Raw genomic sequence first — 24,199 nt, 5'->3', positions numbered from 1 at the left:
CCCCGGGTGGAGGCAGGTCAGCAGAGTTCAACCGCGGGACTGACGCCGCGGGATGCGCTTCTTCGGGATGCTGGATGCATGAACGCCATCCTCCACGCCCAGCAACTCACCAAGCACTATCCCGGCAGCATCGCCTTGGACCGCGTCGACTTCACAGCAAACGCCGGCGAGTCCATTGCGATCATCGGACCTTCCGGTTCGGGTAAGACGACACTTCTGCACTGCCTTGCCGGAATTTTGAGGCCCGACGCCGGATCCATCACCTTGAACACTCCGTCGGCACCGTTGCGGCTGGACACTTTGGGTGACGCCGCGCTGTCCCGCCTGCGCCGTGAGGAGTTTGGTTTCGTCTTCCAACAGGGCATGCTCCTGCCGGAACTGACTGCCGTGGAAAACGTGGCCTTGGCGCTGATGTTGAACGGAACCGACCGGGCTACATCAGAGTCCCGGGGGGCCGAGTGGCTTGGGGCTTTGAGCCTTGCGGGCATGGAGCAGCGCCGGTTGGGTGAGCTGTCAGGTGGGCAGGTCCAGCGCGTGGCCATTGCCCGCGCCCAGGTCACAGGTGCTCGGGTGGTATTTGCCGATGAGCCCACGGGGGCCTTGGATTCGGCGACGTCCAACGAAGTCCTGGACGTTTTGCTTCGCTCAGTGGCAGCCAACGGCCGGACCTTGCTGGTAGTTACGCACGATCCCAACGTGGCGGCGCGCTGCCAACGCGTGGTGGAGTTGCGCGACGGCCGGATCGTGGCGGACAGTGGCAGCGCCCTTGCCGCTCCCGTCCAGCCAGCTCCCGCAACCACCAACTTCAAGGGTGCCTTTAATGTCTAGCCTCTCCATGGCCCTGCGCCTCACCCCGTACCTGGCACGAAGCAGCGGCAGCAGCCTCCGCGAAACAGGTCTCCGCGATGCTGGACTACCGGTCCTCGCCTTCGGAACAGTCACAGCGCTGCTCCTCACAGTGGCCGGAGGCTCACAAGTCTTCTGGTCTTGGTCGGACGACATCGCAGGCACGTACCAAGCGCTTGCCGTCGTCGCCATGGTCCTGCTCATCATTCCGCTCCTGACGCTCGGCGCCTCGGCCGCCCGACTCGCCGCCCGCCGTCGTGATGACCGCCTGGCGTCTTTGCGCTTGCTGGGCGCCGACAGCGCAACCGTGGTGTGGATGACTGTTATTGAGTCCACTGTCCTGGCCGCGGTGGGTGCGCTGGCGGGGGCTGGGCTCTACGCCTGCGCGGCACCGTTCCTCGGCCTGATCCAGTTCCGGGGCCAGGCCATAGCTGGCCACGCGTGGCTGTCCGTGCCGTCCATCCTCGGCTGCATCCTGGCCGTCTGCGTGCTGGCCGCTGCGAGCGCCGCCCTGGGTCTCCGGAAAGTTGTGGTCACCCCGCTGGGCGTCAGGACCCGGCAAACGGCCGACGGCGCCCACTGGGTTCGCGGCCTCATCGCGGCTGTGGTGGTGGTCATCGGTGTGGTGGCGATGGGGATGCTCAGCAGCTTTGGCGCGTTCATCGTGATCATCGCCGTGATGGGCGGTTGCTTTGGCCTGGCACTGTTGGCGTTGAACCTGATGGGTCCTTGGATCCTGCGGCTGCGGGCCTCCTCGCAGCTCAAGCGGGCCAAACGACCCGAGCAACTGCTAGCCGCACGGACCGTGTTGGAGAGCCCCAAGGAATCGTGGCGGCAAGTTGGGGGCGTCGCGATGACCAGCTTTGTGGGGGTGTTCGTGGGAGTTGGCATGTCCGTGGCCGACACCATGGGTCCCGGCGCCACCGATGAAACGGCTTTGCTGGTCCGTGACATCAACACCGGTGTGATGATCACGCTGCTGGGCTCATTCCTGATGGTGGCGTGCTCGGCGGGTGTGAACCAAGCCGCTGCGGTGCTGGACCGGGCGTCGACCCTGGTGGCCCTGGATCGGGTGGGGATGCCGCGCAAGCTCATGGTGGCGGCGCGGGTCAAGGCTGTCATGTCGCCGCTCGTCCTGGTGGCCGGCATCTCGGCGGCCGCTGCGGCGGTGTTGGTCCTGCCACTGACGGGCACCGTGTTGTTGACGCAGCCCGTGGTGTTCCTGACCATCGGCGGAGTGTTCGCGGCCGGGTTCCTGCTGGTCCGGTTGGCCATAGCTGCAGGCACCGCGCAAATCGGCCAGGTCCTGGCCCGGCCGGAGCGCTACGCGAGCATGGACTCCTAGCCTCTTCCAACTCCCGCCGAGACGGCATTTAATGACAGTGTTTGCGTCAAACATTGTCATTAAATGCCGTCTCGGCGGGGCTATTTGCAGCCGCAGGACTGCCGGATGATCAGCTCGGTGGGCAGGATCTGGTGTTGCAGGTCCTCTCCGCGGCCCTTGCCCACCAAGGCCCGAACGGCGGCCTCCGCCATCAGCTGGACCGGCTGGGCCACGGTGGTCAGTGCAGGCCAACTGTATTCGGAGTCCAAGGAGCCGTCGAAGGACACCAACGCCATGTCTTCGGGCACCCGAACTCCAGCCTCGTGGAAGGCCCGGAGAATGCCGATGGCTTGCATGTCGTTGCTGGCAAAGATCGCAGTGGGCCGGTTCGCCATGGACAGGAATCGCTTACCCACTTCGTAGCCGCCAGGCCGTGTGAACGGGCTGTGCAGCATGGGGCCGTCGGGCAAGCCGGCGTCGCGCAGCGTGTTGAGCCAGCCCACCTCGCGGCCGTCCAGTTGGTTCCCGGTGTTGGTGCCGATCGCCAGCCCGATGTTCTTGTGACCGTGGCCGATCAGGTGCTCCACTGCTGCGCGCGCGCCCGACTCCAAATCCACTCCGACGCTGGCAAAACCCGGTCGTGATCCTGCGTTGTTCAACAGAACCGACGGGATTTCCGAGGCCTCCAACTCTGTGACATCGGGGTCGAAGACGCAGCTGGCCAGGAACACGCCATCCACCTGGCGTGCCGCCAAGGTGCGGATGTTCTTGCGCTCACGGGTCAGGCTTCCATCCGAGTTGGTGAGCACCATCCCGTAGCCAAGTTCCGAGGCGGCCTCTTCCACGGCATGGGCCAGATGCGTGAAAAAGGGGTTGGTGTTGTCAGGCACCACAACGCCAATGGTCTCGCTGGATCCCAGCTTCAACGCCCGCGCCGCGGCATTGGGACGGTAGCCGAGGACACGGATGGCGTCGCGCACTTTGGCTTCGGTGGCCGGCGCAACGTTCTTGGGTCCACCGTTCACCACATAACTCACGACGGCGGTACTCACCCCGGCGTACCGGGCCACGTCTTTGCGTGTTACCGGGCCGCGCGGGGTTTGTACTGCAGAAGTGGTCATGGGGTAAATGCTAGCTAGTCGATAGGAGCATCACCGAAGTCGCGGATGGGAAGACGCTCACCGCCGCGCAGGGCCGACTCGTGGGCGATGATCCCGGGAAGGGTGAACCGGGCTGCCACCCAGGCGTTCACCGGAGGAAGCGTCCGGGTGTTCACAGCCGTCACAAAGTCATCCACCAGGAACTGGTGGCTGCCTTCATGCCCGTTGGGTGCGCCGAGGAACTCCTGGGGAAGGCGGGACTGGTCATGAACCGGCGCCAGGCCCGAGATGAAGGCATCCCGCAGTTCCGGCGCCACATCTGCCAAGGACGGATCATCGGCAGACATGCTCGGCTTGGTTTCCACCTGTTCGGAGACGTCCTCCACAGTGGACTTGTCCTGCCAGACGGTGGTGGTGGCGAGTTGTTCAAAACTGGCGTCCGTGCCGAAGAAGCGGAAGCGTGATTCCCGGATGTGCGAGGGGTACCCCACGCGGCGCATCTCGTTGGTGCGCATCGCACCGCCGTCGTTCATTTCGAACAACGCCGTGGCGTTCGAGAAGTCGTTGGCAAACATGCTGACGTCCTTGTCGAAAACTCCGTCCCCGCGCTGGTCCTTTACACCGATGCAGCTGACACTGACAGCGTGCCCGGGCACGGCCCCCAGGACGCCTCCGATGGCGTGCGTCGGGTACAGCATGGGCGGGTAGCTGGCGGTTTCCTTCCAACGGTCTCCGCCGCTGTACTGGTAGGCCTCGTAGAAGCCCAGGTCCATATCGTGGACGTAGTCGCCCTCGGTGTAGAAAATCCGACCGAATTTTCCGGCCTCGTGTTGCTGGCGGGCGAATACCGTGGCTGGGTTGTAGTAGCTGGTCTCCCCCATCACGTAGACAAGTTTGGTCTCGCGGACGGCCTCGATGATGCGTGCTATTTCTTCCTCTGAGATCGCCATGGGCACAGCGGAGTAGACATGCTTTCCGGCACGCAGCGCACGCTCCACGAGTGGACCATGGGTCCACCGCTGAGTGAAAATGGCGACAGCATCGACGTCGGACTCCAACAAGTCCTCAAAGCTGCCCATCACACCATCCAGGCCCCAGCGTTCCTGCGCCGTTGCGGCGCGTTCGGGGAGCTCGTCCACGGCATAAACCGCGCTGACGCCGGGGTGGAGCTTGAACAAATGGGCAAAGTGGCCGCCGAACTGCCCGACACCCACAACGCCGATCGAAAACGTCATTGTCTACCTTCCTGAAGCCGCACGCCGGCGGCTGGTTGTGATCGCCCTCACGGGATTCACTTGAGTCTTCCACCGCAATCTACTCGAGTCAACAGACAGAACAGATTCGAACATTATTAACCAAAAATTCCCGCTAACTCTTGCGCTATCCAAATCTACTCGTGTAGATTCCCTACCAGATTGTTACTCACATCACAGTCAGGAAAGGGTCGACGATGACCACGTTAACCAAGCAACCCGGGAAAGCCTCGGGTCGTTCCGGAGGCAACCACGGACGCAAGCTTCAACCTGCCAAACGCAGCATGACCAGCCGTCTCGGCGACCTAAGAATCGCCCTCTTCTTCATTTTCCCCGCCGTTATTGGATTCGTGGCCTTCTTCCTGATCCCCACCATCCGCGGCATCTACCTCAGCTTCACCGAATACAGCATCCTTGGTGAACCCACCTGGATCGGGATCAAGAACTACACCACGATCTTCGCCGACGAACTGTTCTGGAACGCCATGGGCGTCACCCTTCAGTACGTCGCCCTCAACATCGGTTTCCAAACAGTCATCGCCCTGGGACTGGCCCTGCTGATGCACCGCGTCGCCAAGTCCACGTTCATTCGTGGCGCGCTGCTGCTTCCGTTCCTGGTGGCCAATGTAATCGTCGCGCTGCTCTGGTTCTGGATGCTCGATTATCAGCTGGGCATCGTCAACGAAGTCATGAGCTGGGTGGGCCTCCCCCGCGTCGCTTTCTTCGGCAGCGAACAATGGGCCATCCCCACCATCGCCTTTGTGAACGTCTGGCGGCACATGGGGTACACCGCGCTCCTGATATTCGCGGGCCTGCAATCCATCCCGAACCACCTCTACGAGGTAGCAAACCTCGACGGCGCGTCCCCGGCACGAACGTTCTGGAGCATCACCATGCCGCTGCTCCGCCCCGTGTTGGTACTGGTGCTGGTGGTCACGGTGATCGGTTCCTTCCAAGTGTTCGACACCGTGGCCGTCACCACCAACGGCGGACCCGTCAACGCCTCCCGCGTCATCCAGATGTACATCTACCAAAAAGCCTTCGGGGAGTCCGACTTCGGCTACGCATCCGCCCTCTCCGTGATCCTGTTCGTCATCCTCGCCCTGGTGGCCTTCGTGCAAATGAAGTTCCTCAAGGGCAACGAATCGGACCTGGACTAAGCCGGATGTGGACTAAGGAAACCGCCATGACTACCTCAACCCTTCCCCGCAATCGCCGCAAGAAGCCCCTCAATTGGCGCCGGATCGGCGCGTGGGTGCTTGTCGCCGTCGCCGTCGCCGTGACCGTTGCCCCGTTCCTCTGGATGCTGCGGACGGCACTGTCCAGCAACAGCGCGCTGGCCTCCAACGCCGGGAACCTCCTGCCGGCCGACTTCAGCTGGGGCGCTTTCAAGCGTGTCCTGGGCCTGCAGACCACCGAAGAGGCAATCGCCGACGGCGGTTCCGGCGCGGCCATCAACTTCTGGCTCTACCTGCGGAATTCGGTAATCTTCGCCAGCATCACCACAGCCGGCCAGGTGTTCTTCAGCGCAATGGCCGCCTACGCCTTTTCACGGTTGCGCTGGCCCGGACGCAACAAAGTGTTCGCCGTCTTCCTGACCACCATGATGGTCCCGCCGATCTTTACGGCGCTGCCCAACTTCCTCATGATCAAGAACCTCGGCCTCTTGAACACCATGGCCGGGATGTCCTTGCCGTTCCTGTTCATGACCCCGTTCGCCATCTTCTTCCTCCGCCAGTTCTTCCTCAGCATGTCCCGCGAGGTTGAGGAAGCGGCAATGCTCGACGGCGCCAAGCACCTGCGCATCTTCTTCCAGATTGTGCTCCCCAACGCCGCAGCCCCTATCGCCACGCTGGTGTTGCTGACCTTTATCGGTCAGTGGAACGAGTACTTCTGGCCGCTGCTGGTGGGCCAGGACGAGAACGTCCGGGTGCTCACCGTTGGCCTCAGCGTCTTCAAGTCCCAGTCGCCCCAAGGCGCACTGGACTGGTCCGGGCTCATGGCCGGGACCCTGGTCGCAGCGCTCCCGATCTTCCTGCTGTTCATCGCCTTCGGCAAGAAGGTAGTCAACTCCATCGGATTCTCCGGAATCAAGTAACCCGCATCCCCTCTTGAAAGGTTCGTTATGAAGAAAACCCTCGGCGTCGCCGCTGCTGCCGCCGCCATCGCCCTGACCCTGTCCGCCTGTGGCGGTTCCGCCCCCGCCTCCACCGATGCCAAGGGTGAAATCAATTACTGGCTCTGGGACGCCAACCAACTCCCGGCGTACCAGCAATGTGCCAACGACTTCACCAAGGCCAACCCAGACATCAAGGTCAAGATCACCCAGCGCGGTTGGGACGATTATTGGACCACCCTGACCAACGGATTCGTGGCCGGAACAGCCCCGGACGTCTTCACCAACCATCTCTCCAAGTACCCGGAATATGCCGCCAAGAAGCAGCTGCTGTCGCTGGACGAGGCCGTGGAGAGGGACGGCATCAAGCTGGACGCATACACCAAGGGACTCCCCGAGCTTTGGGTGGGCCAGGACGGCAAGCGCTATGGCCTGCCGAAGGACTGGGACACCGTGGGCCTGTTCTACAACAAGGCCATGACGGATGCCGCCGGAATCTCCGCGGAACAAATGGCAAACCTCGACTGGAACCCGAAGGACGGCGGCAGTTACGAGAAGACCATCGCGCACCTGACCGTGGACAAGAACGGCAAGCGCGGCGACGAGTCGGGCTTCGACAAGAACAACGTAGCCACCTACGGACTCGGCCTGACCGGCAGCGGCTCCGGCCAGGGCCAGACCGAGTGGAGCTTCCTCACCGCCACCACGGGCTGGACCGCAACCGACAAGAACCCGTGGGGCAGCAAGTTCAACTACGACGACCCCCGTTTCCAGGACACCATTGCCTGGTGGGCCGGACTGGTGGACAAGGGCTACATGCCCAAGCTTGAAACCACGGTGGGAGCCAGCATGCCGGACAGCTTCGGCGCCGGTAAGGCTGCTATCAACACCAACGGTGACTGGCTGATCGGGCAATACCAGACCTACAAGGGCATCGAAACTGCTTTCGCCCCCACCCCCAAGGGCCCTGACGGCAAGCGCGCGTCCATGTTCAACGGCCTGGCCGACTCCATCTGGGCAGGCACCAAGAACCCCGGCGCCAGCGTCAAATGGGTGGGATACCTCGGTTCCACCGCCTGCCAGGACGTGGTGGCCAGCAAGGCCGTGGTGTTCCCCGCCATCGCCAGCTCCTCCGAGATCGCTGCCAAGGCCTTCGCTGACAAGGGCACCGACGTTTCCGCCTTCACCACCCATGTGAAGGACAGCACCACGTTCCTCTTCCCGATCGCAGACAAGGCTGCCAAGGTGGATGGCATCATGAAGCCAGCCATGGATGCTGTCATCTCCGGCAAGAAGCCTGCCTCCTCGCTGACTGAAGCCAACGACCAGGTCAACAACCTCTTCAAGTAACCCTGCTCTGAGGCCCGCTCTGCGCGTCATTTCCTTCGCGAAGGGCGCAGAGCGGGCCCCGCAACTCCCCATAAGAACCGATTTGAAAGTGACTCACATCCATGCAACCGCTCCATCTCCGTTCCGCAGGTACCAGCCTGGTGATCAGCACCCACCGCGGAGAGGCTGAGATAACCCACTGGGGAGCTGACCTGGGCGAAACCCTGCCGGACCTCGCTATCCTCAGCGAACCCATCGGGCCGTCTTCCATCGACGCAAATGTCCCCGCTGGACTCCTCCCGCAGGCTTCGTCGTCGTGGCAGGGCCGGCCCGGGCTTCGCGGACACCGGATCACCGAAGGCGTACCCGGCTTCGATTTCTCAGTACGCCTCCGCATGGTGAGTGCGACGACGGACGGCACCACCGCCGTCGTGATTCAGTCGGATCCCGACGCCGGCATCACGGTGACCAGCAACCTCACCTTGCACCCGGGCGGGCTTCTCGAACTGAAGCACACGGCCAGCAACGACGGCACGTCGCCGTTCCAGCTGGACGAGTTGGCGACGATGCTCCCGGTGGCGCCGGACGCCGTCGAACTTTTGGACCTGACCGGACGCTGGTGCCGCGAACGTCACCCGCAGCGCCGGGCCATCCAGCAGGGAACGTGGGTCCGGACGGGCCGGCACGGCCGCACCGGGCACGACTCCTCGTTGCTGTTGGCCGCCGGTACCGCAGGCTTCGGCAACCGTCACGGCAAGGTCTGGGCAACGCACCTGGCGTGGAGCGGGAACCACGAGCAATTCGCGGACAACGTTGCGGACGGGCGAACCATGGTGGGCGGTTCGGAGCTCCTGGGACCCGCGGAAGTGGTGCTCCAGCCAGGTGAAAGCTACACCACTCCTGCGCTGTTCGCGGCGTACTCCGACCACGGCCTGGATGGCATCACCGAGGCGTTCTACAGCTGGTTCCGGGCACGTCCGCATCACGTCGGTGCGCTTTCGGGCAAGCCTCGTCCAGTGGTCCTCAACACGTGGGAAGCGGTCTACTTCGACCACAATCTGGAGGCCCTGATCGAGCTGGCCGAGTCGGCCGCCGACCTGGGCGTGGAGCGATTCGTGCTCGACGACGGCTGGTTCCGCGGGCGCCGCGACGACCACGCAGGGTTGGGCGACTGGTACGTGGACGACACTGTGTGGCCCGACGGGCTGACGCCGCTCATCGACGCCGTGACCTCGCGCGGCATGGAGTTTGGGCTGTGGGTGGAGCCGGAAATGGTCAACCTCGACTCCGACATTGCACGGGCGCATCCCGAGTGGATCGTGGGCCCGTCCGCGGCTTCGCACAAGGACGGTGGCCGGCTGCCCTTGGAATGGCGGCAGCAGCACGTCATCGACCTGGTGAACCCGGAGGCCTGGACCTACGTTTTCGAGCGGATCGACGCCCTCCTGCGCGGGAACAAGATCAGCTACCTCAAATGGGACCAGAACCGCGACCTTTTGGAGCATGGTCACGCCGGACGTGCTTCGGTCCATGAGCAAACCCTGGCGGCGTACCGGCTCTTCGACGCGCTCCGGGCTGCACATCCGGACGTTGAGATCGAGAGTTGTTCCTCAGGTGGCGGACGTGTGGACCTCGGAATCCTCGAGCGGACGGACCGCGTGTGGGCGTCCGACTGCAATGACGCCCTGGAGCGGCAGACCATCCAGCGCTGGACCGGCATGGTGGTTCCGCCGGAGCTGGTGGGCGCGCATATCGGGCCCACCACCTCACACACCACCGCTCGCACGCACGATCTGTCGTTCCGGGCCATCACGGCCTTGTTCGGTCACTTCGGCATGGAGTGGGATGTCCGCTCCGTCACCGGGGCGGAACGCGAGGAACTCAAGCGCTTCATCGCTTTGTACAAGGATCACCGAGGTCTTATCCACAGTGGACGAATGGTGCGGGCCGATGTGCCGGACGAGTCCCTGATGGTGCACGGCGTTGTCGCGGACACGCACGACGGCGGGATTGCGGCAGGTGCTACGGCCGCGCTTTTCGCTGTGGTCAAGACCCGCACAGGCTTCGCCGAGCACGTGGGCCGGGTGGCGATTCCAGGACTGGATCCTTTGCGTTCATACCGGGTGGAGGCCATCTTCCCCTCACCAGGAGACGCCGACTACGGGCACACGTTCATCGAAGCCAAGCCGGCCCCCTGGCTCGCTTCCGGAGCCGAAGCGACCGGTCGGTTCCTGGGCGAAGTAGGGCTCCCGATGCCGGTCCTTCATCCGGAACACGCCATCGTTCTGCGGCTCACAGCACTCTGACGTTCTCTCACCTATTGGCCCGTTCCCGGGAACCCTCGCTCACCTAACGGCCCGTTCCCGGGAACCCTCGCTCACCTAACGGCCCGTTAGACCGCGTCGGCCAGGTAATCGATGGCCAGCTTGTAGCCCAACACGCCAGCGCCGACGATGATCGCAGTACACACACCCGACAGGTACGAGTGGTGGCGGAACTCTTCACGCTGGTGGACGTTGGTGATGTGGACCTCGACGGCGGGTAGTTGCACCGCTGCAAGGGCGTCCCGAAGAGCCACGGACGTGTGGGTGTACGCCCCTGCATTGATGACAATCCCGACGGCTGTGCCACGCGCGGCATGGATGGCGTCCAGGAGATCGCCCTCGTGGTTCGACTGCACACAGTCAACGGTGAAGCCATGGGCTGCAGCCGCTGTCATGGCGAGTTGCTCGACGTCGGCCAAAGTGGACGTGCCGTACTTTTCGGGCTCGCGGGTACCCAGCAGATTCAAGTTGGGTCCATTGATCACAAGGATGGTGCCGCGACCGGCTTCGGTGGCGGGAGTGGCTTCAGTCATGGCTCCCAATCTATAGCGGTGGAAAGGTGTCGGGGAATCGCGCCCAAGAGGTGAGAGAGCATCGGCTCAAAACGCTCACGATGTGAGAGAGGGCCCGTCGAAACGCGCCGAAAGGTGAGAGAGGGCCCGCCGAAACGCGCCGAAAGGTGAGAGAGGGCCCGCCGAAACGCATCAAAAGGTGAGAGAGGATCCGCTACTTGCGGGTGCACTGACCGGCCGAGACCGGGCTGCTGAGGCCGGGGGCCTGTGCGGCTACGGGCTCCAGGTCCGCCATGGTGAGGGCGAAGCCAAGGGCAGCGTCGGTGGTGGTCTTCGCGAAGATCAGGCCGGCCACCTCGCCCTGCATGGTCAACAGCGGGCCGCCTGAATTGCCCGGCTGAACGTCACCGGCCAGCTTATAGACAAACTCAGGCGAGGGGTTGTTGCCGTAAATGTCCGGAACCAGAATGGTGGAGATCCCTTGCACAGTAGCCGGCTTCGACTGGAACGGACCGCCGTGCGGGTACCCGGCGAACGCGGCCGGGCTGCCCGCCGGCAGGTCGGCGCTGAGGGGAAGCGGACTGGACTGCAGGCCATCCACGGCCAGGACCGCGATGTCCCGCTGGGAGTCGAAGTAAACCACCCGACCCGGCAACGCACCGCCGTCGGGAACTTCCACAACGGGCTGCGACACGCCCGCCACGACGTGGGCATTGGTGACGACGCGCCCGGGCGAAACCACGAATCCGGATCCGGTCTGGTTCTGGCCACATTCGAAGGCGGTCCCCGCGATTTTGAGGACCGATTCGGCCGCTTGGTTCAAGGCCGGAGTGTCAGTTGACTCATTGGGAACAGGCACGGGCGTTACGGGCCCAATGCCCTCAATGAGCTGGGGAATTCCGCCACCAATCACCGTCGACCGCAGCTGGGCCATGGTGCTCTTGACGGGCGTCGGCGTGATGTTGTCGATGTAGCGGATAACCCTGGACTCGGCCAACTGCTGCGAAACGAACGGCACACCCAGCGAGCTGATGCTGAACGCCAGCATGGACATCACCAGCGCAGCGACTACGACGCTCACCACGCCACCGATCAGCCTGTCCACCGCGTGCAGCGGCTTGATCCGCACAGCGTGGCGGATTCTGCGTCCAATCATGGTTCCCAGCCCATGACCCAAGGCGATAAGCACGACGGCGGCGCCCACCGTGGCGGTCAGCCTCCAGCCGCTGTCGGTCACCCAGCCGCTGACGAGCGGAACGGCGACGAATGCCGCGATGGCTCCGACCACAAATCCTGCAATTCCACCCAATGTGACCATAAAGCCGTTGCGAAGGCCATAGATCAGGTAGGACAGCAGCATCAAGATCAATGCCAAATCCAATATCGTCAAGCCAAACACCAATGCTCCTCATAGCCGGGTAGCGCCAATTCTAGATGTTGACCCTGACAGCCCACCGTTAGTCCGGTCACGATCCGGAGCCGCTTTATTGCCGTTTGTGGGCCGCCAACAGGCCTTGGATCGCCCCAAACCCGCGTAGTTTCAGCGTTTCGCGTGCCAAGTACGTCACAGAAGCCCAAAAATTCTGAAACAATGGCTGAAGCGCCACGACCGAAACTTATATTCAGGAGATTTCATGGACATCGAGGTATTGCGCCGCGCACCCCTCTTCGCCACCCTTGACGACGACGCATTCCGCTTGCTGACGGACGAACTCACAGAGGTGGACCTCTCACGCGGGGCATCGGTGTTCCGCGAAGGCGACCAGGGTGACCAGCTCTACTTCATCGTTTCCGGCAAGGTGAAGCTCGGCCGCACCTCCCCCGACGGACGCGAGTCCCTGCTGGCCATCCTCGGCCCGGGCGAGCTCTTCGGCGAGATGGCCCTGTTCGACCCCAGCCCGCGTACCGCCACGGCCACCGCCGTCTCGGAGACCCGTCTGGCCGGCCTCAAGAACGAAAGCCTCAACGCGCTGCTCCGCACGCGCCCCGAGGTTTCCGCGCAGCTGCTGCAGGCCCTGGCCCGCCGCCTCCGCCGCACCAACGATTCGCTGTCCGACCTCGTCTTCTCGGACGTTCCGGGCCGAGTTGCCAAGGCTCTCCTGGACCTGGCCGACCGCTTCGGCCGTCCGGCTACCGACGGAGTCCTGGTGGCCCACGAGCTCACGCAGGAAGAACTGGCCCAGCTGGTTGGCGCTTCCCGCGAAACCGTGAACAAGGCACTGGCCGAGTTCGTCCAGCGCGGATGGCTCCGTCTGGAAGCCCGCGCCGTGGTGATCCTCGACATGCAGCGCCTCCGCCAGCGTTCCCGCTAAGCGATAAGTGCCAAGGAGCCGCCCCGGTTTACTACCGGGGCGGCTCTTTTGTTTTTGTGTTCCTGAGTTACCGCGCGGCGTTACCGCCCGGCGCGAACCAGCCCGAAGAATGCTCGAATGTCGCCGGCTACGAGCGATGGCACTTCCAAAGCGGCGAAGTGCCCGCCCTCCTCAAATCGACTCCAGTGCACGATGTTTGAGTTATCGCGCTCGGCGAAGACACGGATCGTTTGAAAGTCGTCTTTGAAAACTGCCACACCGGTGGGCGCCCCGTTCACCTGTGGCTCGGCCTGGGTGCGTGCGTTGTCCAGGTAGCTCCGGCTCATGCCTGCCGCAGCGTTCGCGAACCAGTTCACGGTGACTTCCGTGAGGATCTTCTCGAGCGGTACCAGTGAGGTACCGTTTCCGAACGAGTTGAACAACTCGCTGTAGGCCAGCAGCCCCACGGGCGAGTCGCTCAGCCCCACGGCCACGGTCTGCGGACGACTCGCGTTCATGGTGTTGTAGCCCCCGACTGACTGGAACCACTCCATATGGGCGAGCCCTGCATAGTCCTGCGGTTCTAGCTTCTCGAACTCGCCCGGATCACCCGACGGGAACGAGAAAAGCTGCAACACGTGGAGGCCAAGAAATCCATCCGGGTTCAAGAGACCGAGCTCCCGGGCCACCATCGCGCCGTTGTCAGAACCGTGAATACCGTAGTGGGTGTAGCCAAGGCCGCGCATGAGAGCGTCATAGGCTCGGGCCACGCGTGCAGTGTTCCACCCGGTCTCGGCCACAGGATTGGAGAATCCGTAGCCGGGGGCGTCCGGGAGCACTACGTCGAAGGCGTCCTCAGCCCGGCCACCGTGCGCCACGGGATCGATAAGTTCATCGATCATGTCGAGGTAGTCGACGGACGAGCCAGGGTAGGTGTGCGCCAGGAGCAGCGGCGTAGCTCCCGCATGTGGTGAGCGCACATGGATGAAATGGAAGTGCTGTCCGTCGATCTCGGTGGTGAAGTGCGGAACGGCGTTGATGCGCGCTTCCTGTGTCCGCCAGTCAAAGCTGGTGGTCCACGCGTCCACGGCCTCGCGAAGGTAGGAGTTCGGCGTCCCTGCGTCCCAGTCATCAACTGGCGCCGTCTGGGGCAGCCGGGTGCGGGCGAGGCGCTCCATCAGATCATCAAGTTCGGCCTGCGGAACGTCCAGGCGGAAGTCGCGGATATCGATACTCGCTTCTGTGATATTCATCATGTTTAAGACGATACGGTCGATATAGGAACCCTTTCTTCCTAAAAGAATCAGGAATTTCGCACGATGTCCTCAACAGCTGAACGCCTTTTGGCTCTCCTCTCGCTCTTGCAGTCCCGGCCAGATTGGACAGGCACGGACCTCGCTGACCGCCTCGGCATTTCGACGCGCACGGTTCGCAAGGACATCGATCGATTACGGGAACTCGGGTACCCGGTGGATGCGACCCGCGGGACGGCGGGAGGCTACCGCCTCGGTGCCGGCGGAAAGCTACCGCCGCTGCTCCTCGACGACGAGGAAGCCGTGGCCGTCGCTATTGGCCTCCGCACGGCAACGGGCATCGCCGGCATTGCCGAGTCGAGTGCCCGTGCCCTGGCAAAACTCGAGCAAGTGCTTCCGTCGCGGCTTCGGCCAACTGTCACCGCACTGTCGAATGTCGATCGCGCGCCCGAGAACAACGGGACAGATGCGGAAGATCCCGAAGTCAACCACGCGGTTCTCGCCGCTGTAGCAGCCGCCATCCGCGACGTCGAATGGTTCCGGTTCGATGACCGCGGTACGTCCAGGCTCGTGGAGCCTTATCGTCTGCTGAGTTGGCAACGGCGCTGGTACTTGGTGGGGCGTGACCCTGCCTCTGATGAATGGGGCGTCTTCCGCGCGGATTGGATCGAACCGCGGATGCGTACCCGCCGTCGGTTCTCCCCGTCACCGCTGCCGGGCGGAGATTACACCGCGTTCGCGATGCATTCGATCGCCGCCAGCGGCTGGAAAGTGCATGCCCGCCTTCGCGTCGCCGCACCCGCAGAGGCTGTACTTGCTCGAATCAACCACGCGGTGGGGGTGGTGGAGTCGATCTCCGACACCGAGTCCGTCTTGGTCACAGGCGCCGACAGCCTCGAAACCATCGCCGCTTACATCGGCATGCTTGGCATGGATTTCACAGTAGAGTCGCCGGCTGCCCTGATACCGCATTTGAGGCACCTCGCAGACGTCTACCTTCGAGCGACAAACGACGAACCGGTGACGGTCACCGACAGAAAGTGAGCGAGCCTTCGCCCAAACCCAGCGGGAGGTGAGAGAGCGACCCACTCAGACGGGTGATCGGTGAGAGAGCGTCGAGTGGGGCTTTAACGCTCGCGCTGGGGCTCCCCTGCCACGGTCCGTGCTGCTTCGACCTCGAGCATCAGGATTCCGCCTTCGTCCACGAGCTTCGCCTGGTACACATGCGCTTTGCGTTTGTAGCTCAGGTAGGCGATGCACCCATTGGAGGCCGCCATTTTCTCGAGCATGATTTCGGACCCGGGTACCAGCAGTTGGCCAAGCGTGAGGCCGACGGTGTTCTGCTGTCCAACTTCGTCGCCGAGCGCCGGGGTCTCGCGGAGGGCAATCGCTTCGGCCGCGGTGACCCAGCGCCCCCACACGCCCTTGCTTCCGAGAATACTGGGCTGCTGGTTCACTGGGACGGTCGCGGCGAAGTAACGCGTGTTGAAACGGGTGTGCGCAAAGTCCGGGCTGAGCCAGTTCACCAGCGGCTTCAGAAGGTCAGTGCGAAGGGAGAGTCCGCGCTTGGAGAGCATCTCCGTGAAGGACTTCTCCTGGGCTGCCACGGCTTCGCGGGCGCGCATCCAGTCCACAGTGGAGTTCGATTCGACGGTGGACGATGCATCGGGTCCCGCGAGCAGGACGCCGGTCTCTTCAAAGAGTTCGCGGATGGCGCCCACCACGTGGCGGCGGGCGAGTCCGACGTCGTCCGTTCCCATGTGCTCAGCCCACTGCTGGGGTGAGGGGCCAACCCAACCTACGGGGTCGTCGTCGGACGGGTCCAGAGATCCGCCCGGAAACGCGACAACGCCCAACGGCGAGGAGCCTGGCCTGTAACCAAGCCAGGTTTCCAAGCCGGTGGGCGAGTCGCGCAAAAGCACAACTGATGATGCGTAGCGGGCGGCCCTGGGGGTCCGCTCGCCGAGCTCAAGCCAGTTCCGTGCTGCCCCTTCGAGTTCGGGAGGCAGTACAAACAGGCGGCGGGCAAGCTGCGGCAATTGGGTGAACCGGTTCCTTAGCTGAATTCAGCGATGAGCTCGACTTCAACAGGAGAGTCGAGCGGCAGGACAGAAACGCCGACGGCGGAGCGTGCGTGCTTGCCTGCCTCGCCCAGGACCTGGCCGAGGAGTTCGGACGCACCATTGATGACGCCGGGCTGGCCGGTGAAGGTGGGCTCGGAGGCTACGAAGCCAACTACCTTGACGATGCGGGTGATGCGGTCGAGGTCGCCGATGACGCTCTTGACGGCTGCCAGGGCGTTGATGGCGCAGACGGCGGCGTAGCGCTTGGCGTCTTCGGGATCAACGGTGGGTTCGTCGGATGTGCCCAACTCGCCGAGGGAGACCTTGCCCGTAGCTTCGAGTTTGCCGTTAATAAAGGGCAGCTGTCCGGAGGTGTAAACGTAGTTGCCGGAGACGATGGCCGGCACGTAGTCGGCAACGGGTGCGGCGACCTCGGGGAGGGTCAATCCGAGCTCGGCCAAGCGCTGCTCGACAGCGGATGTGGGGGCGCCGGATTCCGCGGGAGACGTGGTTTCTGCGGGGGTGGTCATGGTTACTGCTTCTCCCTCTTCAGGTATGCAACAAGGCCTTTGCCATCGGGGCCACCGACGACCTGGACAAGCTCCCAGCCGTCTTCGCCCCACTGGTCCAGGATCTGCTTCGTGGCGTGAATAATGAGCGGAATCGTGGCGTACTCCCATTTGGTCATGACAGAAAGCCTAGCCCTTGCCGGTAAAGTGGAAAACATGGTGACTCGCAAGAACCCACTATTCGACACTGCCACCACCCTCGGAAAGATTCTAGGCTTCCTTGGTGTGAGCGCGATTTGTGGCGTCCTCGTGGCGGGCCTTTTGGTCCCCGCAGCCGCCGTTTCGGGCAGTGCCGCCAGTGGTTCAATCCAGTTCTTTGACACTCTGCCGGCGGAACTCCAGGTGGATCCGCCCAGCCAGAACACAACGATCCTGGCGAAGGACGGTTCGCCGATCGCCTCGATCTATGCGGAGAACCGGACCAAGGTCCCGCTGGATTCGATGAGCCCGTACATCAAGGACGCTGTCATCGCCATCGAAGACAGCCGTTTCTATGAGCACGGCGGTATCGACACCACCGGCATCATGCGAGCCATCGTCAGCACCGCCCGCGGCAACAAGCAGGGCGCGTCCACCATCACGCAGCAATACGTGAACAACGTCATCAACGAGTCCCTGGTGGCGTCCGACCGCGAAGAAGACGTCAAGCTCAATGGTGGCGGCAAGGGCGTGGGCGACAAGCTCCGCGAAATGAAGCTCGCCATCGCCCTGGAGAAGAAGTTCTCCAAGGAGCAGATCCTTGAGGGCTACCTCAACATCGTGTTCTTCAACCGTGACGCCTACGGAATCGAAGCTGCCTCCAAGTTCTTCTTCAGCACCACCGCCAAGGACCTGACGCTTCCGCAGGCCGCCCTCCTGGCCGGCCTCGTGAACAGCCCCTCGGCCTTCGATCCCATCGCGAACCCGGACAACGCGCAGAAGCGCCGCGACCTGGTGCTCGCTGCCATGGTGAACCAGGGCAAGATTACGCAGGCAGAGTACGACGAAGCCGTAGCCACCCCGGTCACCACCAAGGTCACCCCGGCCCGTCAGGGTTGCGCGTACGCCACCATGGCGCCGTACTTCTGTGACTACGTCCTTCACCTGCTCTTCAACAACCCCGCCTATGGCGACACCACGGAAGAGCGCATCAAGCGCGTCCAGCGCGGCGGTCTCACCATCCAGACCACCCTCGATCCGACTGCCCAGACGGTTGCCCAGCAGCAGGTTGATGCCACGGCCGGCGCCAACCCGGACAAGTGGGGCGCATCGATCACGTCCGTGCAGCCGGGTACGGGACAAATCGTCAGCATGGCCCAGAACACCGTCTGGCTGCCTCAAGAGGGCAAGTTCGATCAGACCCAGAACTTCAACGTTGATGTCCTCGATGCCAACGGCAACGACCTCAACGGCATTGGTGGCTTCCAGCCTGGCTCAACGATGAAACCGTTCACGTTCGCCCAGTGGCTGAACGAGGGCAAGTCGATGAACACGAACATCAACGCAAGCGTCCGAAGGTACAAGCAGAACTTCCCGTGGAGGAACACCTGTCCTGCACCGACGGTGGGCTGGTACGACGCCACCAACGGTACCTTCGACCTCCAGAACTCTGATGAGGGTTATTACCGGAACATGACCGTCCTCTACGGCCTCATGAACTCCATCAACACCGCGACGTTTGCCTCTGCATCCCAGGTGGACCTCTGTGGCATTCAGGGCATCGTGGATGCCACCGGAATCCACGGCGGACTCCCGACCCGCGATGAAACGGGCAAGGTCACTGATCCCAACCCCCAGGTCCCGATGACCACACTGTCGAACCTGATCGGTGCAACCCAGACCGCGCCGCTGACAATGGCAGCCGCATTTGCAACCTTCGCTGCTGACGGCAAGTACTGCGAACCGATCGCCATCACGTCGGTGAAGGACCAGTCGGGCGCTGAGTTGCCTGCCCAGTCCTCCAATTGCAAGGACGCCGTGAAACCCGAAGTCGCCCGTGGCGTTGCCTATGCCATGCAGGAAGTGCTCAACGCTGGCTCGGGTTCGTTGATCCGCCCGGCGCTTTCCACGAAGGGCAACTTCCCGGTTGCAGCCAAGACGGGTACCAACGACTCCAACGGCTCCACCTGGGTTGTCGGTTACACCACTGGGTTGGCAACGGCTTCCTGGTTCGGCGACCCGCTGGGTGACCAGCTCCGCCCGGGCCGAAACCTGACCGTCAACGGCAAGTTCTACCCCTCCATTGACGGTTACATGATTGCCGGTCCGCAGTTCACCAACTACATGTTGTCGGTGGCTCCCGCATACGGAACCAACCCGTTCCAAGCTCCGCCTTCCAACTTGCTCGGCACGGCTGCCCCGCAGCGCAACACAACGCCGGCACCAACGACGCCGAACCCCGCACCGTCCTCCGGCAACGGAAACAGCGGCAACGGGAACAACGGCAACGGCAACAACGATAAGGACTAAGCGTGTCCTTCCGTGATTCACTGGCAAACCGCGTCCGCACCGTCGGGCGCGGTTTCGCCGTCACTACAGCCCTTGGTGCAACAGCCGGAGCGGCAGCAGCTGCCTACGGCTGGTGGGAGAAGGACCAGTTCGAGGTCCGCCAGGAAACGCTGCCGATCCTCCCTGAGGGATCGGCGCCGTTTCGCGTTCTGCACCTGAGCGATATCCACTTCGTTCCAGGTCAGGACAAGAAGGCCCAGTGGCTCCAGTCGTTGGCGGGTCTGAAACCCGACCTTGTGGTCAACACAGGCGACAACCTGAGCCACATCAAAGCCGTAGACCCCTTGATCCAGGCGCTGCGTCCCCTGCTGGAGTTCCCCGGCGTTTTCGTGCCAGGCTCCAACGACTACTACGCGCCAAGAATCAAGAACCCGGCGGGATACTTCCGCGGGCCCTCAAAGCTCAAAACTGAACCCATCAAGCTCGACTGGCCAAAGCTCCGGTCAGCGTTCGGCATGGGCGGTTGGATCGATCTCACCAACCGCGCCCAGTCTGTGGTGCTGAACGGGCTCCGCTTCGATTTCTCCGGAATCGACGACCCGCACCTCAAACGGGAACGCTACGCTGGCTGGCCCCGCGGCACAGTGAACCAGGACGCCCGCCCTCACCTCAAAGTCGCTGTGATCCACGCTCCGTACCAGCGAGTGCTAGACCACTTCACCGAAGCCGGCGCAGACCTGATCCTCGCCGGCCATACCCACGGCGGCCAGATCTGCATCCCCGGCTACGGTGCCCTAGTCTCCAACTGCGACCTCCCCACGTGGCGCGCCAAAGGCCTCCACGACTGGGAAAGCAATGAATTCACGACGCCGGTGAACGTCTCAGGCGGCATCGGCACCTCGCGCTTCGCACCGGTCCGCATCGCCTGCCGGCCGGAAGCAGTTCTGCTCACGCTCACGCCACGCAACTAGATCCCGGCGGATCATTACGATCCTCAATAACTGGGTCAAACATTTCACCCACGTTGCGTAGTCCTGTGAAACGAATCACGCCATGGCATAGGGTAGTTGCTACGGGAAACTACCTCCGCACCATCTGAAGATCCAGCTGTTGAGAAGCGGGCATGTCCAAGCAAACGTCATTTTTCACCTCCGTCGGCCGCCTGTACCCTCATGTGCGGCCAATCCTCCCCCGCCTGTTCATGGGCCTGATTTGCGCCTTGCTGGCAAGCATCGTGGCGCTGACGATTCCGCAGGTACTGCGGGTCCTCGTCAATAACTCCTTGCAGCCCGGCGGTTCCACGGACGCAGTCTGGATCGCCGCCGTCGTGATCCTTGCGTTGGGTATTGCCGAAGCCGGACTGGTGGCCTTGCGCCGGCAGTTCGTGATCAACCCCGCCACGACCGTTGAGACCAAAATGCGCGTGACCCTGTACGGGCACTTGCAGCAGCTCACCGTGGCGTTCCACGACCGCTGGGGTTCGGGCCAATTGCTCTCCCGCGCCATGACGGACCTTAGCTTCCTGCGGCGCTGGATGGCGTTCGGCGCGATCATGCTGGTGGTCACCACCCTGACGGTGATCATCGGCGTCGGTGTGATGTTCTCCATGAGCTGGCAGCTGGCGCTGATCTTCCTGGGCGCGGCCGTGCCGATCATGATCAATTCCTTCCGCTTCCGCCGCCGCTTCAGCCTGGTCACCCGACTCAGCCAGGACCAGGCCGGCGACCTCGCCACCACCGTGGAGGAATCCGTCCACGGCATCCGTGTCCTGAAGGCTTTCGGGCGCAGCCGCGAAGCGCTGGAAAACTTCAACGGCCAGGCCGAGGAACTTCGGCAGACCGAGATTGCGAAGGCCAAGCAGCAGGCCGGTTTCACCTTGGTTGTTACTTTGCTGCCGGAACTTGCGCTGGGCGTCGGGCTGGTGGTGGGCATCATGCTCGCGGCCAGCGGCCAGCTGAGCATTGGCTCGCTGGTTGCCTTCTTCGCGACGGCAGCAGTGGTGGCCACTCCCGTGGAATTTTCCGGCATGCTGCTGGCCATGGCGCTGACCGCGAAGACCGCCCTGGACCGCCACTTCGAGGTCATGGACACGGAAAACACCATTACTTCGCCGGATCATGCCACGGTGCCGGAGACCGTGAAGGGCGCCTTGCGCTTTGAGCACGCGGGCTTCGGGTTCGACGACGGCGGTTCACTCCTGCACGATCTGACCCTTGATATCCGTCCCGGCGAGACCATGGCCTTGGTTGGCATCACCGGCAGCGGCAAGAGCGCCATGCTCCAGCTGGTCCCCCGCCTGTATGACGTCACAGCGGGTGCCGTGACCATCGACGGGGTGGATGTCCGCGACTACGACATCGACGAGCTCCGGAGGATCGTGGCCGTCGCCTTCGAGGACACCACGTTGTTCTCGAGTTCCGTGCGGGACAACGTCCTTCTGGGTGCTCCGGATCCCAGCGACGCCGCTCTGGACGAGGCCTTGGACGTGGCGCAGGCCCAGTTCGCCTACTCGTTGCCTGACGGCGTGGACACGCTGATCGGCGAGGAAGGGCTGAGCTTGTCCGGTGGCCAGCGTCAGCGCATCGCCCTGGCCCGCGCCATCGCGGCCAAACCGAAGGTCCTGGTCCTGGACGATCCCCTCTCCGCCTTGGACGTAAACACCGAAGAACGCGTTGAAGCCCGTTTGCGCGAGGTCCTCCGCGAAACCACCACGCTGATCGTCGCCCACCGCCCTTCCACCGTGGCCTTGGCAGACCGGGTGGCCTTGCTCGAAAACGGCACCATCACCGCCGTCGGGACCCATACGGAACTGTTGGCCGAAAACGATCATTACCGCTACGTCATTGCCAGCCTGGACACTGGTCCGAAGGATCTGGATACCGAACTGGACGAGCTCGAAGAAGCTGAGGAGGCCCGCCGGTGAGTGCAACAACCTTTGGAACCGCCAACGAGGACAACACGCTCCTCACCAAGGCAGACAGCAAAGCCGTACGACGCCGGTCGCTCACCTTGCTTGCCTCGCTCATCCGCCCCGTGCGGTTGCGTTTCTGGCTGACGATCGCGATGGTGGTGGTTTCGCAGCTCACTCGGGTGGCAGGACCTGCACTGATTGCCTTTGGCATAGACAACGCCCTTCCCGCGCTCCAGTCGGGCAATAACGCTCCCTTGGTGTGGGCCGGGGCTCTGTACCTGGCCGCTGCGATCGCAACCGCCGGCATGACTGCGCTGTACGTGACGTCCACGGCCCGCCTGAGCCAGGCCATGCTCCTGGATCTCCGGCTGCGCGTTTTCCGGCACACCCAGCGGCTGAGCCTGGAATTCCACGAGAAGTACACGTCCGGGCGCATTATTGCCCGGCAGACGTCGGACCTTGAAGCGCTCCGCGAACTCCTGGACTCCGGTGTCAGCTCATTGGCATCAGGCATGCTGTTCATGCTCTTCACGGCCATCACGGTGTTCGCCTTGGATTGGCGGAGCGGCCTGATCATGCTCGCTGCCGGTGTGCCCATGTTCTTCCTGGCCCGCTGGTACCAGAAGCACTCGCAGATCGCGTTCCGTGAATCCCGCGTGGTGTCCGCCAGGTTGATCGTCCACTTCGTGGAGACCATGACCGGCATCCGCGCTGTGAAAGCGTTCCGCAAGGAGCGCGAAAACGCGTCGCGGTACGGCGAGTTGGCCGAGGACTACCGTAAGAACACCGTCCGCTCCATCAACCTGAACGGCATCTTCCAGCCGGGCCTGGTGCTGATCGGCAACGTCTGCGTCGCCGTCGTCCTGCTCTTGGGTGGCTTCCGTGTGCTCAGCGGTGACCTCGCCGTCGGTGTCCTGCTGGCCCTGATCCTGTCCACAAAGCGCTTCTTCCAGCCCGTGGACCAGATGGCGATGTTCTACAACTCGTTCCAGAGCGCGCAGGCTGCGCTGGAAAAGGTCTCCGGGCTCCTGGAGGAAGTTCCCACGGTCCGCCCGCCGAAAAACCCTGTGGCGCTGAAGAGCTCACGTGGCGAGATTGACTTCAAGTGCGTGGAATTCGGCTACAGCGATGGCAAGGTGGTGGTTCCCACCTTGGACCTGCACATCCCAGCAGGGCAGACCATCGCACTGGTGGGCCAGACCGGCGCCGGCAAGTCCACGCTGGCCAAGCTGGTGGCCCGTTTCTACGACGTCACCTCCGGGGCGATTACCTTGGACGGTGTTGATCTCAGAGATCTCTCCACCGCCGACCTCCGGCGCGCCGTTGTCATGGTCACGCAGGAAGCGTTCCTGTTCAGCGGATCCGTGGCGGACAACATCGCATTAGGCCGACCTGAAGCATCGCGGGCTGAGATTGAAGCGGCTGCCTCAGCGGTCGGGGCCCACGAGTTCATCACCAGCTTGCCCGAGGGCTACGACACGGACGTCAACAAACGCGGCGGCCGCGTGTCCTCGGGGCAACGACAGCTCATCGGTTTCGCACGGGCGTTCCTGGCAGCGCCGGCTGTACTGATCCTGGATGAAGCGACGTCCTCCTTGGACATCCCTTCCGAGCGCATGGTCCAGCAGGGGCTCGCGCAGCTGCTGGAAGGGGTAACGGGCGGGAACTCTGCCCGGACGGCGATCATCATCGCCCACCGACTCTCCACCGTGGAGACTGCCGATAGGGTCCTGGTGGTCCATGACGGCCGCATTGTGGAGGACGGGACACCCGCCGAATTGATCAGCGGAGGCGGCCGGTTCGCCCAGTTGCACGGGGCCTGGCGGGACTCATTGGTGTAGCAACACCGCGAGCCCGGGTAGTGACGAGGGACACCCCCTC

Annotated in this window: 20 protein-coding genes; 12 read left to right on the top strand and 8 right to left on the bottom strand. The window is 63.2% G+C overall.

The window, feature by feature from the left end:
* Window positions 1-78: 78 nt before the first annotated feature.
* Window positions 79-828: an ABC transporter ATP-binding protein gene (locus GVL04_RS18035; RefSeq protein ID WP_159707056.1), complete on the top strand. Its 750-nt coding sequence runs from the start codon at window positions 79-81 to the stop codon at window positions 826-828.
* Window positions 821-2,191 carry an FtsX-like permease family protein gene (locus GVL04_RS18030; protein WP_235036342.1) on the top strand — a complete coding sequence of 457 codons (1,371 nt, stop codon included), beginning with the start codon at window positions 821-823 and terminating at the stop codon, window positions 2,189-2,191. Before GVL04_RS18035 ends, GVL04_RS18030 begins: the two co-directional genes overlap by 8 nt.
* A gap of 80 nt (window positions 2,192-2,271) precedes the next feature.
* Here the strand turns inward: GVL04_RS18030 and GVL04_RS18025 are convergent, their stop codons facing one another.
* Together GVL04_RS18025 and GVL04_RS18020 are read right to left on the bottom strand one after the other, a co-directional pair.
* The gene (locus tag GVL04_RS18025) at window positions 2,272-3,291 is read right to left on the bottom strand and encodes a LacI family DNA-binding transcriptional regulator (protein WP_159707054.1); all 1,020 of its coding nucleotides are present in this window, start codon (window positions 3,289-3,291) and stop codon (window positions 2,272-2,274) included.
* A gap of 14 nt (window positions 3,292-3,305) precedes the next feature.
* On the bottom strand, window positions 3,306-4,505 hold the full coding sequence (locus GVL04_RS18020; RefSeq protein WP_159707052.1) for a Gfo/Idh/MocA family protein: 1,200 nt from the start codon (window positions 4,503-4,505) through the stop codon (window positions 3,306-3,308).
* 302 nt (window positions 4,506-4,807) lie between these two features.
* Here GVL04_RS18020 and GVL04_RS18015 point away from each other — a divergent pair, with 302 nt between their 5' ends.
* From GVL04_RS18015 to GVL04_RS18000, 4 genes are all read left to right on the top strand, one after another.
* Window positions 4,808-5,683: a carbohydrate ABC transporter permease gene (locus tag GVL04_RS18015; RefSeq protein WP_159707199.1), complete on the top strand. Its 876-nt coding sequence runs from the start codon at window positions 4,808-4,810 to the stop codon at window positions 5,681-5,683.
* 26 nt (window positions 5,684-5,709) lie between these two features.
* Entirely contained in the window at window positions 5,710-6,621 is a 912-nt protein-coding gene (locus tag GVL04_RS18010; protein WP_159707050.1) for a carbohydrate ABC transporter permease, read from the top strand.
* Window positions 6,622-6,648: 27 nt separating this feature from the next.
* Entirely contained in the window at window positions 6,649-7,989 is a 1,341-nt protein-coding gene (locus GVL04_RS18005; protein ID WP_159707048.1) for a sugar ABC transporter substrate-binding protein, read from the top strand.
* 101 nt (window positions 7,990-8,090) lie between these two features.
* Entirely contained in the window at window positions 8,091-10,274 is a 2,184-nt protein-coding gene (locus tag GVL04_RS18000; protein ID WP_159707046.1) for an alpha-galactosidase, read from the top strand.
* 86 nt (window positions 10,275-10,360) lie between these two features.
* Here GVL04_RS18000 and aroQ read toward each other — a convergent pair whose 3' ends face one another.
* Window positions 10,361-10,825 (bottom strand): type II 3-dehydroquinate dehydratase, encoded by a 465-nt coding sequence (aroQ, locus tag GVL04_RS17995; RefSeq protein ID WP_159707044.1) that lies wholly within the window; start codon window positions 10,823-10,825, stop codon window positions 10,361-10,363.
* 193 nt (window positions 10,826-11,018) lie between these two features.
* On the bottom strand, window positions 11,019-12,203 hold the full coding sequence (locus tag GVL04_RS17990) for a MarP family serine protease (protein WP_159707042.1): 1,185 nt from the start codon (window positions 12,201-12,203) through the stop codon (window positions 11,019-11,021).
* 235 nt (window positions 12,204-12,438) lie between these two features.
* Here GVL04_RS17990 and GVL04_RS17985 point away from each other — a divergent pair, with 235 nt between their 5' ends.
* Entirely contained in the window at window positions 12,439-13,116 is a 678-nt protein-coding gene (locus GVL04_RS17985) for a Crp/Fnr family transcriptional regulator (protein WP_011775987.1), read from the top strand.
* Window positions 13,117-13,196: 80 nt separating this feature from the next.
* On the opposite strand, the gene GVL04_RS17980 is transcribed toward GVL04_RS17985, so the two are convergent.
* Window positions 13,197-14,351 carry an epoxide hydrolase family protein gene (locus tag GVL04_RS17980; RefSeq protein ID WP_159707040.1) on the bottom strand — a complete coding sequence of 385 codons (1,155 nt, stop codon included), beginning with the start codon at window positions 14,349-14,351 and terminating at the stop codon, window positions 13,197-13,199.
* A 63-nt stretch (window positions 14,352-14,414) separates the two neighbouring features.
* Between GVL04_RS17980 and GVL04_RS17975 the strand changes: the two genes are divergently transcribed.
* A complete protein-coding gene (locus tag GVL04_RS17975; protein ID WP_159707038.1) occupies window positions 14,415-15,392 on the top strand; it encodes a YafY family protein in 978 nt (325 codons plus the stop codon).
* An 83-nt stretch (window positions 15,393-15,475) separates the two neighbouring features.
* Here GVL04_RS17975 and GVL04_RS17970 read toward each other — a convergent pair whose 3' ends face one another.
* The 3 genes from GVL04_RS17970 to GVL04_RS17960 are packed head-to-tail and all read right to left on the bottom strand — an operon-like array spanning window position 15,476 to window position 17,099.
* Window positions 15,476-16,387: an NUDIX hydrolase gene (locus GVL04_RS17970; protein WP_159707036.1), complete on the bottom strand. Its 912-nt coding sequence runs from the start codon at window positions 16,385-16,387 to the stop codon at window positions 15,476-15,478.
* Window positions 16,388-16,404: 17 nt separating this feature from the next.
* Window positions 16,405-16,941 carry a RidA family protein gene (locus tag GVL04_RS17965; protein WP_159707034.1) on the bottom strand — a complete coding sequence of 179 codons (537 nt, stop codon included), beginning with the start codon at window positions 16,939-16,941 and terminating at the stop codon, window positions 16,405-16,407.
* Window positions 16,942-16,943: 2 nt separating this feature from the next.
* Window positions 16,944-17,099 carry a DUF4177 domain-containing protein gene (locus GVL04_RS17960; protein ID WP_011775990.1) on the bottom strand — a complete coding sequence of 52 codons (156 nt, stop codon included), beginning with the start codon at window positions 17,097-17,099 and terminating at the stop codon, window positions 16,944-16,946.
* A gap of 37 nt (window positions 17,100-17,136) precedes the next feature.
* Between GVL04_RS17960 and GVL04_RS17955 the strand changes: the two genes are divergently transcribed.
* From GVL04_RS17955 to GVL04_RS17940, 4 genes are all read left to right on the top strand, one after another.
* Entirely contained in the window at window positions 17,137-19,428 is a 2,292-nt protein-coding gene (locus GVL04_RS17955; protein ID WP_235036341.1) for a transglycosylase domain-containing protein, read from the top strand.
* Window positions 19,429-19,430: 2 nt separating this feature from the next.
* Window positions 19,431-20,378: a metallophosphoesterase gene (locus GVL04_RS17950; RefSeq protein ID WP_159707030.1), complete on the top strand. Its 948-nt coding sequence runs from the start codon at window positions 19,431-19,433 to the stop codon at window positions 20,376-20,378.
* A 152-nt stretch (window positions 20,379-20,530) separates the two neighbouring features.
* On the top strand, window positions 20,531-22,330 hold the full coding sequence (locus GVL04_RS17945; protein WP_159707028.1) for an ABC transporter ATP-binding protein: 1,800 nt from the start codon (window positions 20,531-20,533) through the stop codon (window positions 22,328-22,330).
* The gene (locus GVL04_RS17940) at window positions 22,327-24,159 is read left to right on the top strand and encodes an ABC transporter ATP-binding protein (protein WP_159707026.1); all 1,833 of its coding nucleotides are present in this window, start codon (window positions 22,327-22,329) and stop codon (window positions 24,157-24,159) included. The genes GVL04_RS17945 and GVL04_RS17940 overlap by 4 nt, the downstream gene beginning before the upstream one ends.
* Window positions 24,160-24,199: the final 40 nt, after the last annotated feature.

The organism is Arthrobacter sp. 18067 (genome assembly GCF_902706295.1).
Lineage (GTDB): Bacteria > Actinomycetota > Actinomycetes > Actinomycetales > Micrococcaceae > Arthrobacter.
The sequence above is the reverse complement of the archived record's forward strand: the minus strand, read 5'-3'. Positions and strand labels throughout refer to the sequence as shown.

What these genes read in the sequence shown, in the direction of transcription:
- GVL04_RS18005 (WP_159707048.1), top strand. Translation starts at nt 6,649, where the DNA reads ATGAAGAAAACCCTCGGCGTCGCCGCTGCTGCCGCCGCCATCGCCCTG.
- GVL04_RS18010 (WP_159707050.1), top strand. Translation starts at nt 5,710, where the DNA reads ATGACTACCTCAACCCTTCCCCGCAATCGCCGCAAGAAGCCCCTCAAT.
- GVL04_RS18000 (WP_159707046.1), top strand. Translation starts at nt 8,091, where the DNA reads ATGCAACCGCTCCATCTCCGTTCCGCAGGTACCAGCCTGGTGATCAGC.
- GVL04_RS17960 (WP_011775990.1), bottom strand. Translation starts at nt 17,099, where the DNA reads ATGACCAAATGGGAGTACGCCACGATTCCGCTCATTATTCACGCCACG.
- GVL04_RS17980 (WP_159707040.1), bottom strand. Translation starts at nt 14,351, where the DNA reads ATGATGAATATCACAGAAGCGAGTATCGATATCCGCGACTTCCGCCTG.
- GVL04_RS17955 (WP_235036341.1), top strand. Translation starts at nt 17,137, where the DNA reads ATGGTGACTCGCAAGAACCCACTATTCGACACTGCCACCACCCTCGGA.
- aroQ (WP_159707044.1), bottom strand. Translation starts at nt 10,825, where the DNA reads ATGACTGAAGCCACTCCCGCCACCGAAGCCGGTCGCGGCACCATCCTT.
- GVL04_RS18035 (WP_159707056.1), top strand. Translation starts at nt 79, where the DNA reads ATGAACGCCATCCTCCACGCCCAGCAACTCACCAAGCACTATCCCGGC.
- GVL04_RS18015 (WP_159707199.1), top strand. Translation starts at nt 4,808, where the DNA reads ATGACCAGCCGTCTCGGCGACCTAAGAATCGCCCTCTTCTTCATTTTC.
- GVL04_RS18025 (WP_159707054.1), bottom strand. Translation starts at nt 3,291, where the DNA reads ATGACCACTTCTGCAGTACAAACCCCGCGCGGCCCGGTAACACGCAAA.
- GVL04_RS17975 (WP_159707038.1), top strand. Translation starts at nt 14,415, where the DNA reads ATGTCCTCAACAGCTGAACGCCTTTTGGCTCTCCTCTCGCTCTTGCAG.
- GVL04_RS17945 (WP_159707028.1), top strand. Translation starts at nt 20,531, where the DNA reads ATGTCCAAGCAAACGTCATTTTTCACCTCCGTCGGCCGCCTGTACCCT.
- GVL04_RS17985 (WP_011775987.1), top strand. Translation starts at nt 12,439, where the DNA reads ATGGACATCGAGGTATTGCGCCGCGCACCCCTCTTCGCCACCCTTGAC.
- GVL04_RS18030 (WP_235036342.1), top strand. Translation starts at nt 821, where the DNA reads ATGTCTAGCCTCTCCATGGCCCTGCGCCTCACCCCGTACCTGGCACGA.
- GVL04_RS18020 (WP_159707052.1), bottom strand. Translation starts at nt 4,505, where the DNA reads ATGACGTTTTCGATCGGCGTTGTGGGTGTCGGGCAGTTCGGCGGCCAC.
- GVL04_RS17965 (WP_159707034.1), bottom strand. Translation starts at nt 16,941, where the DNA reads ATGACCACCCCCGCAGAAACCACGTCTCCCGCGGAATCCGGCGCCCCC.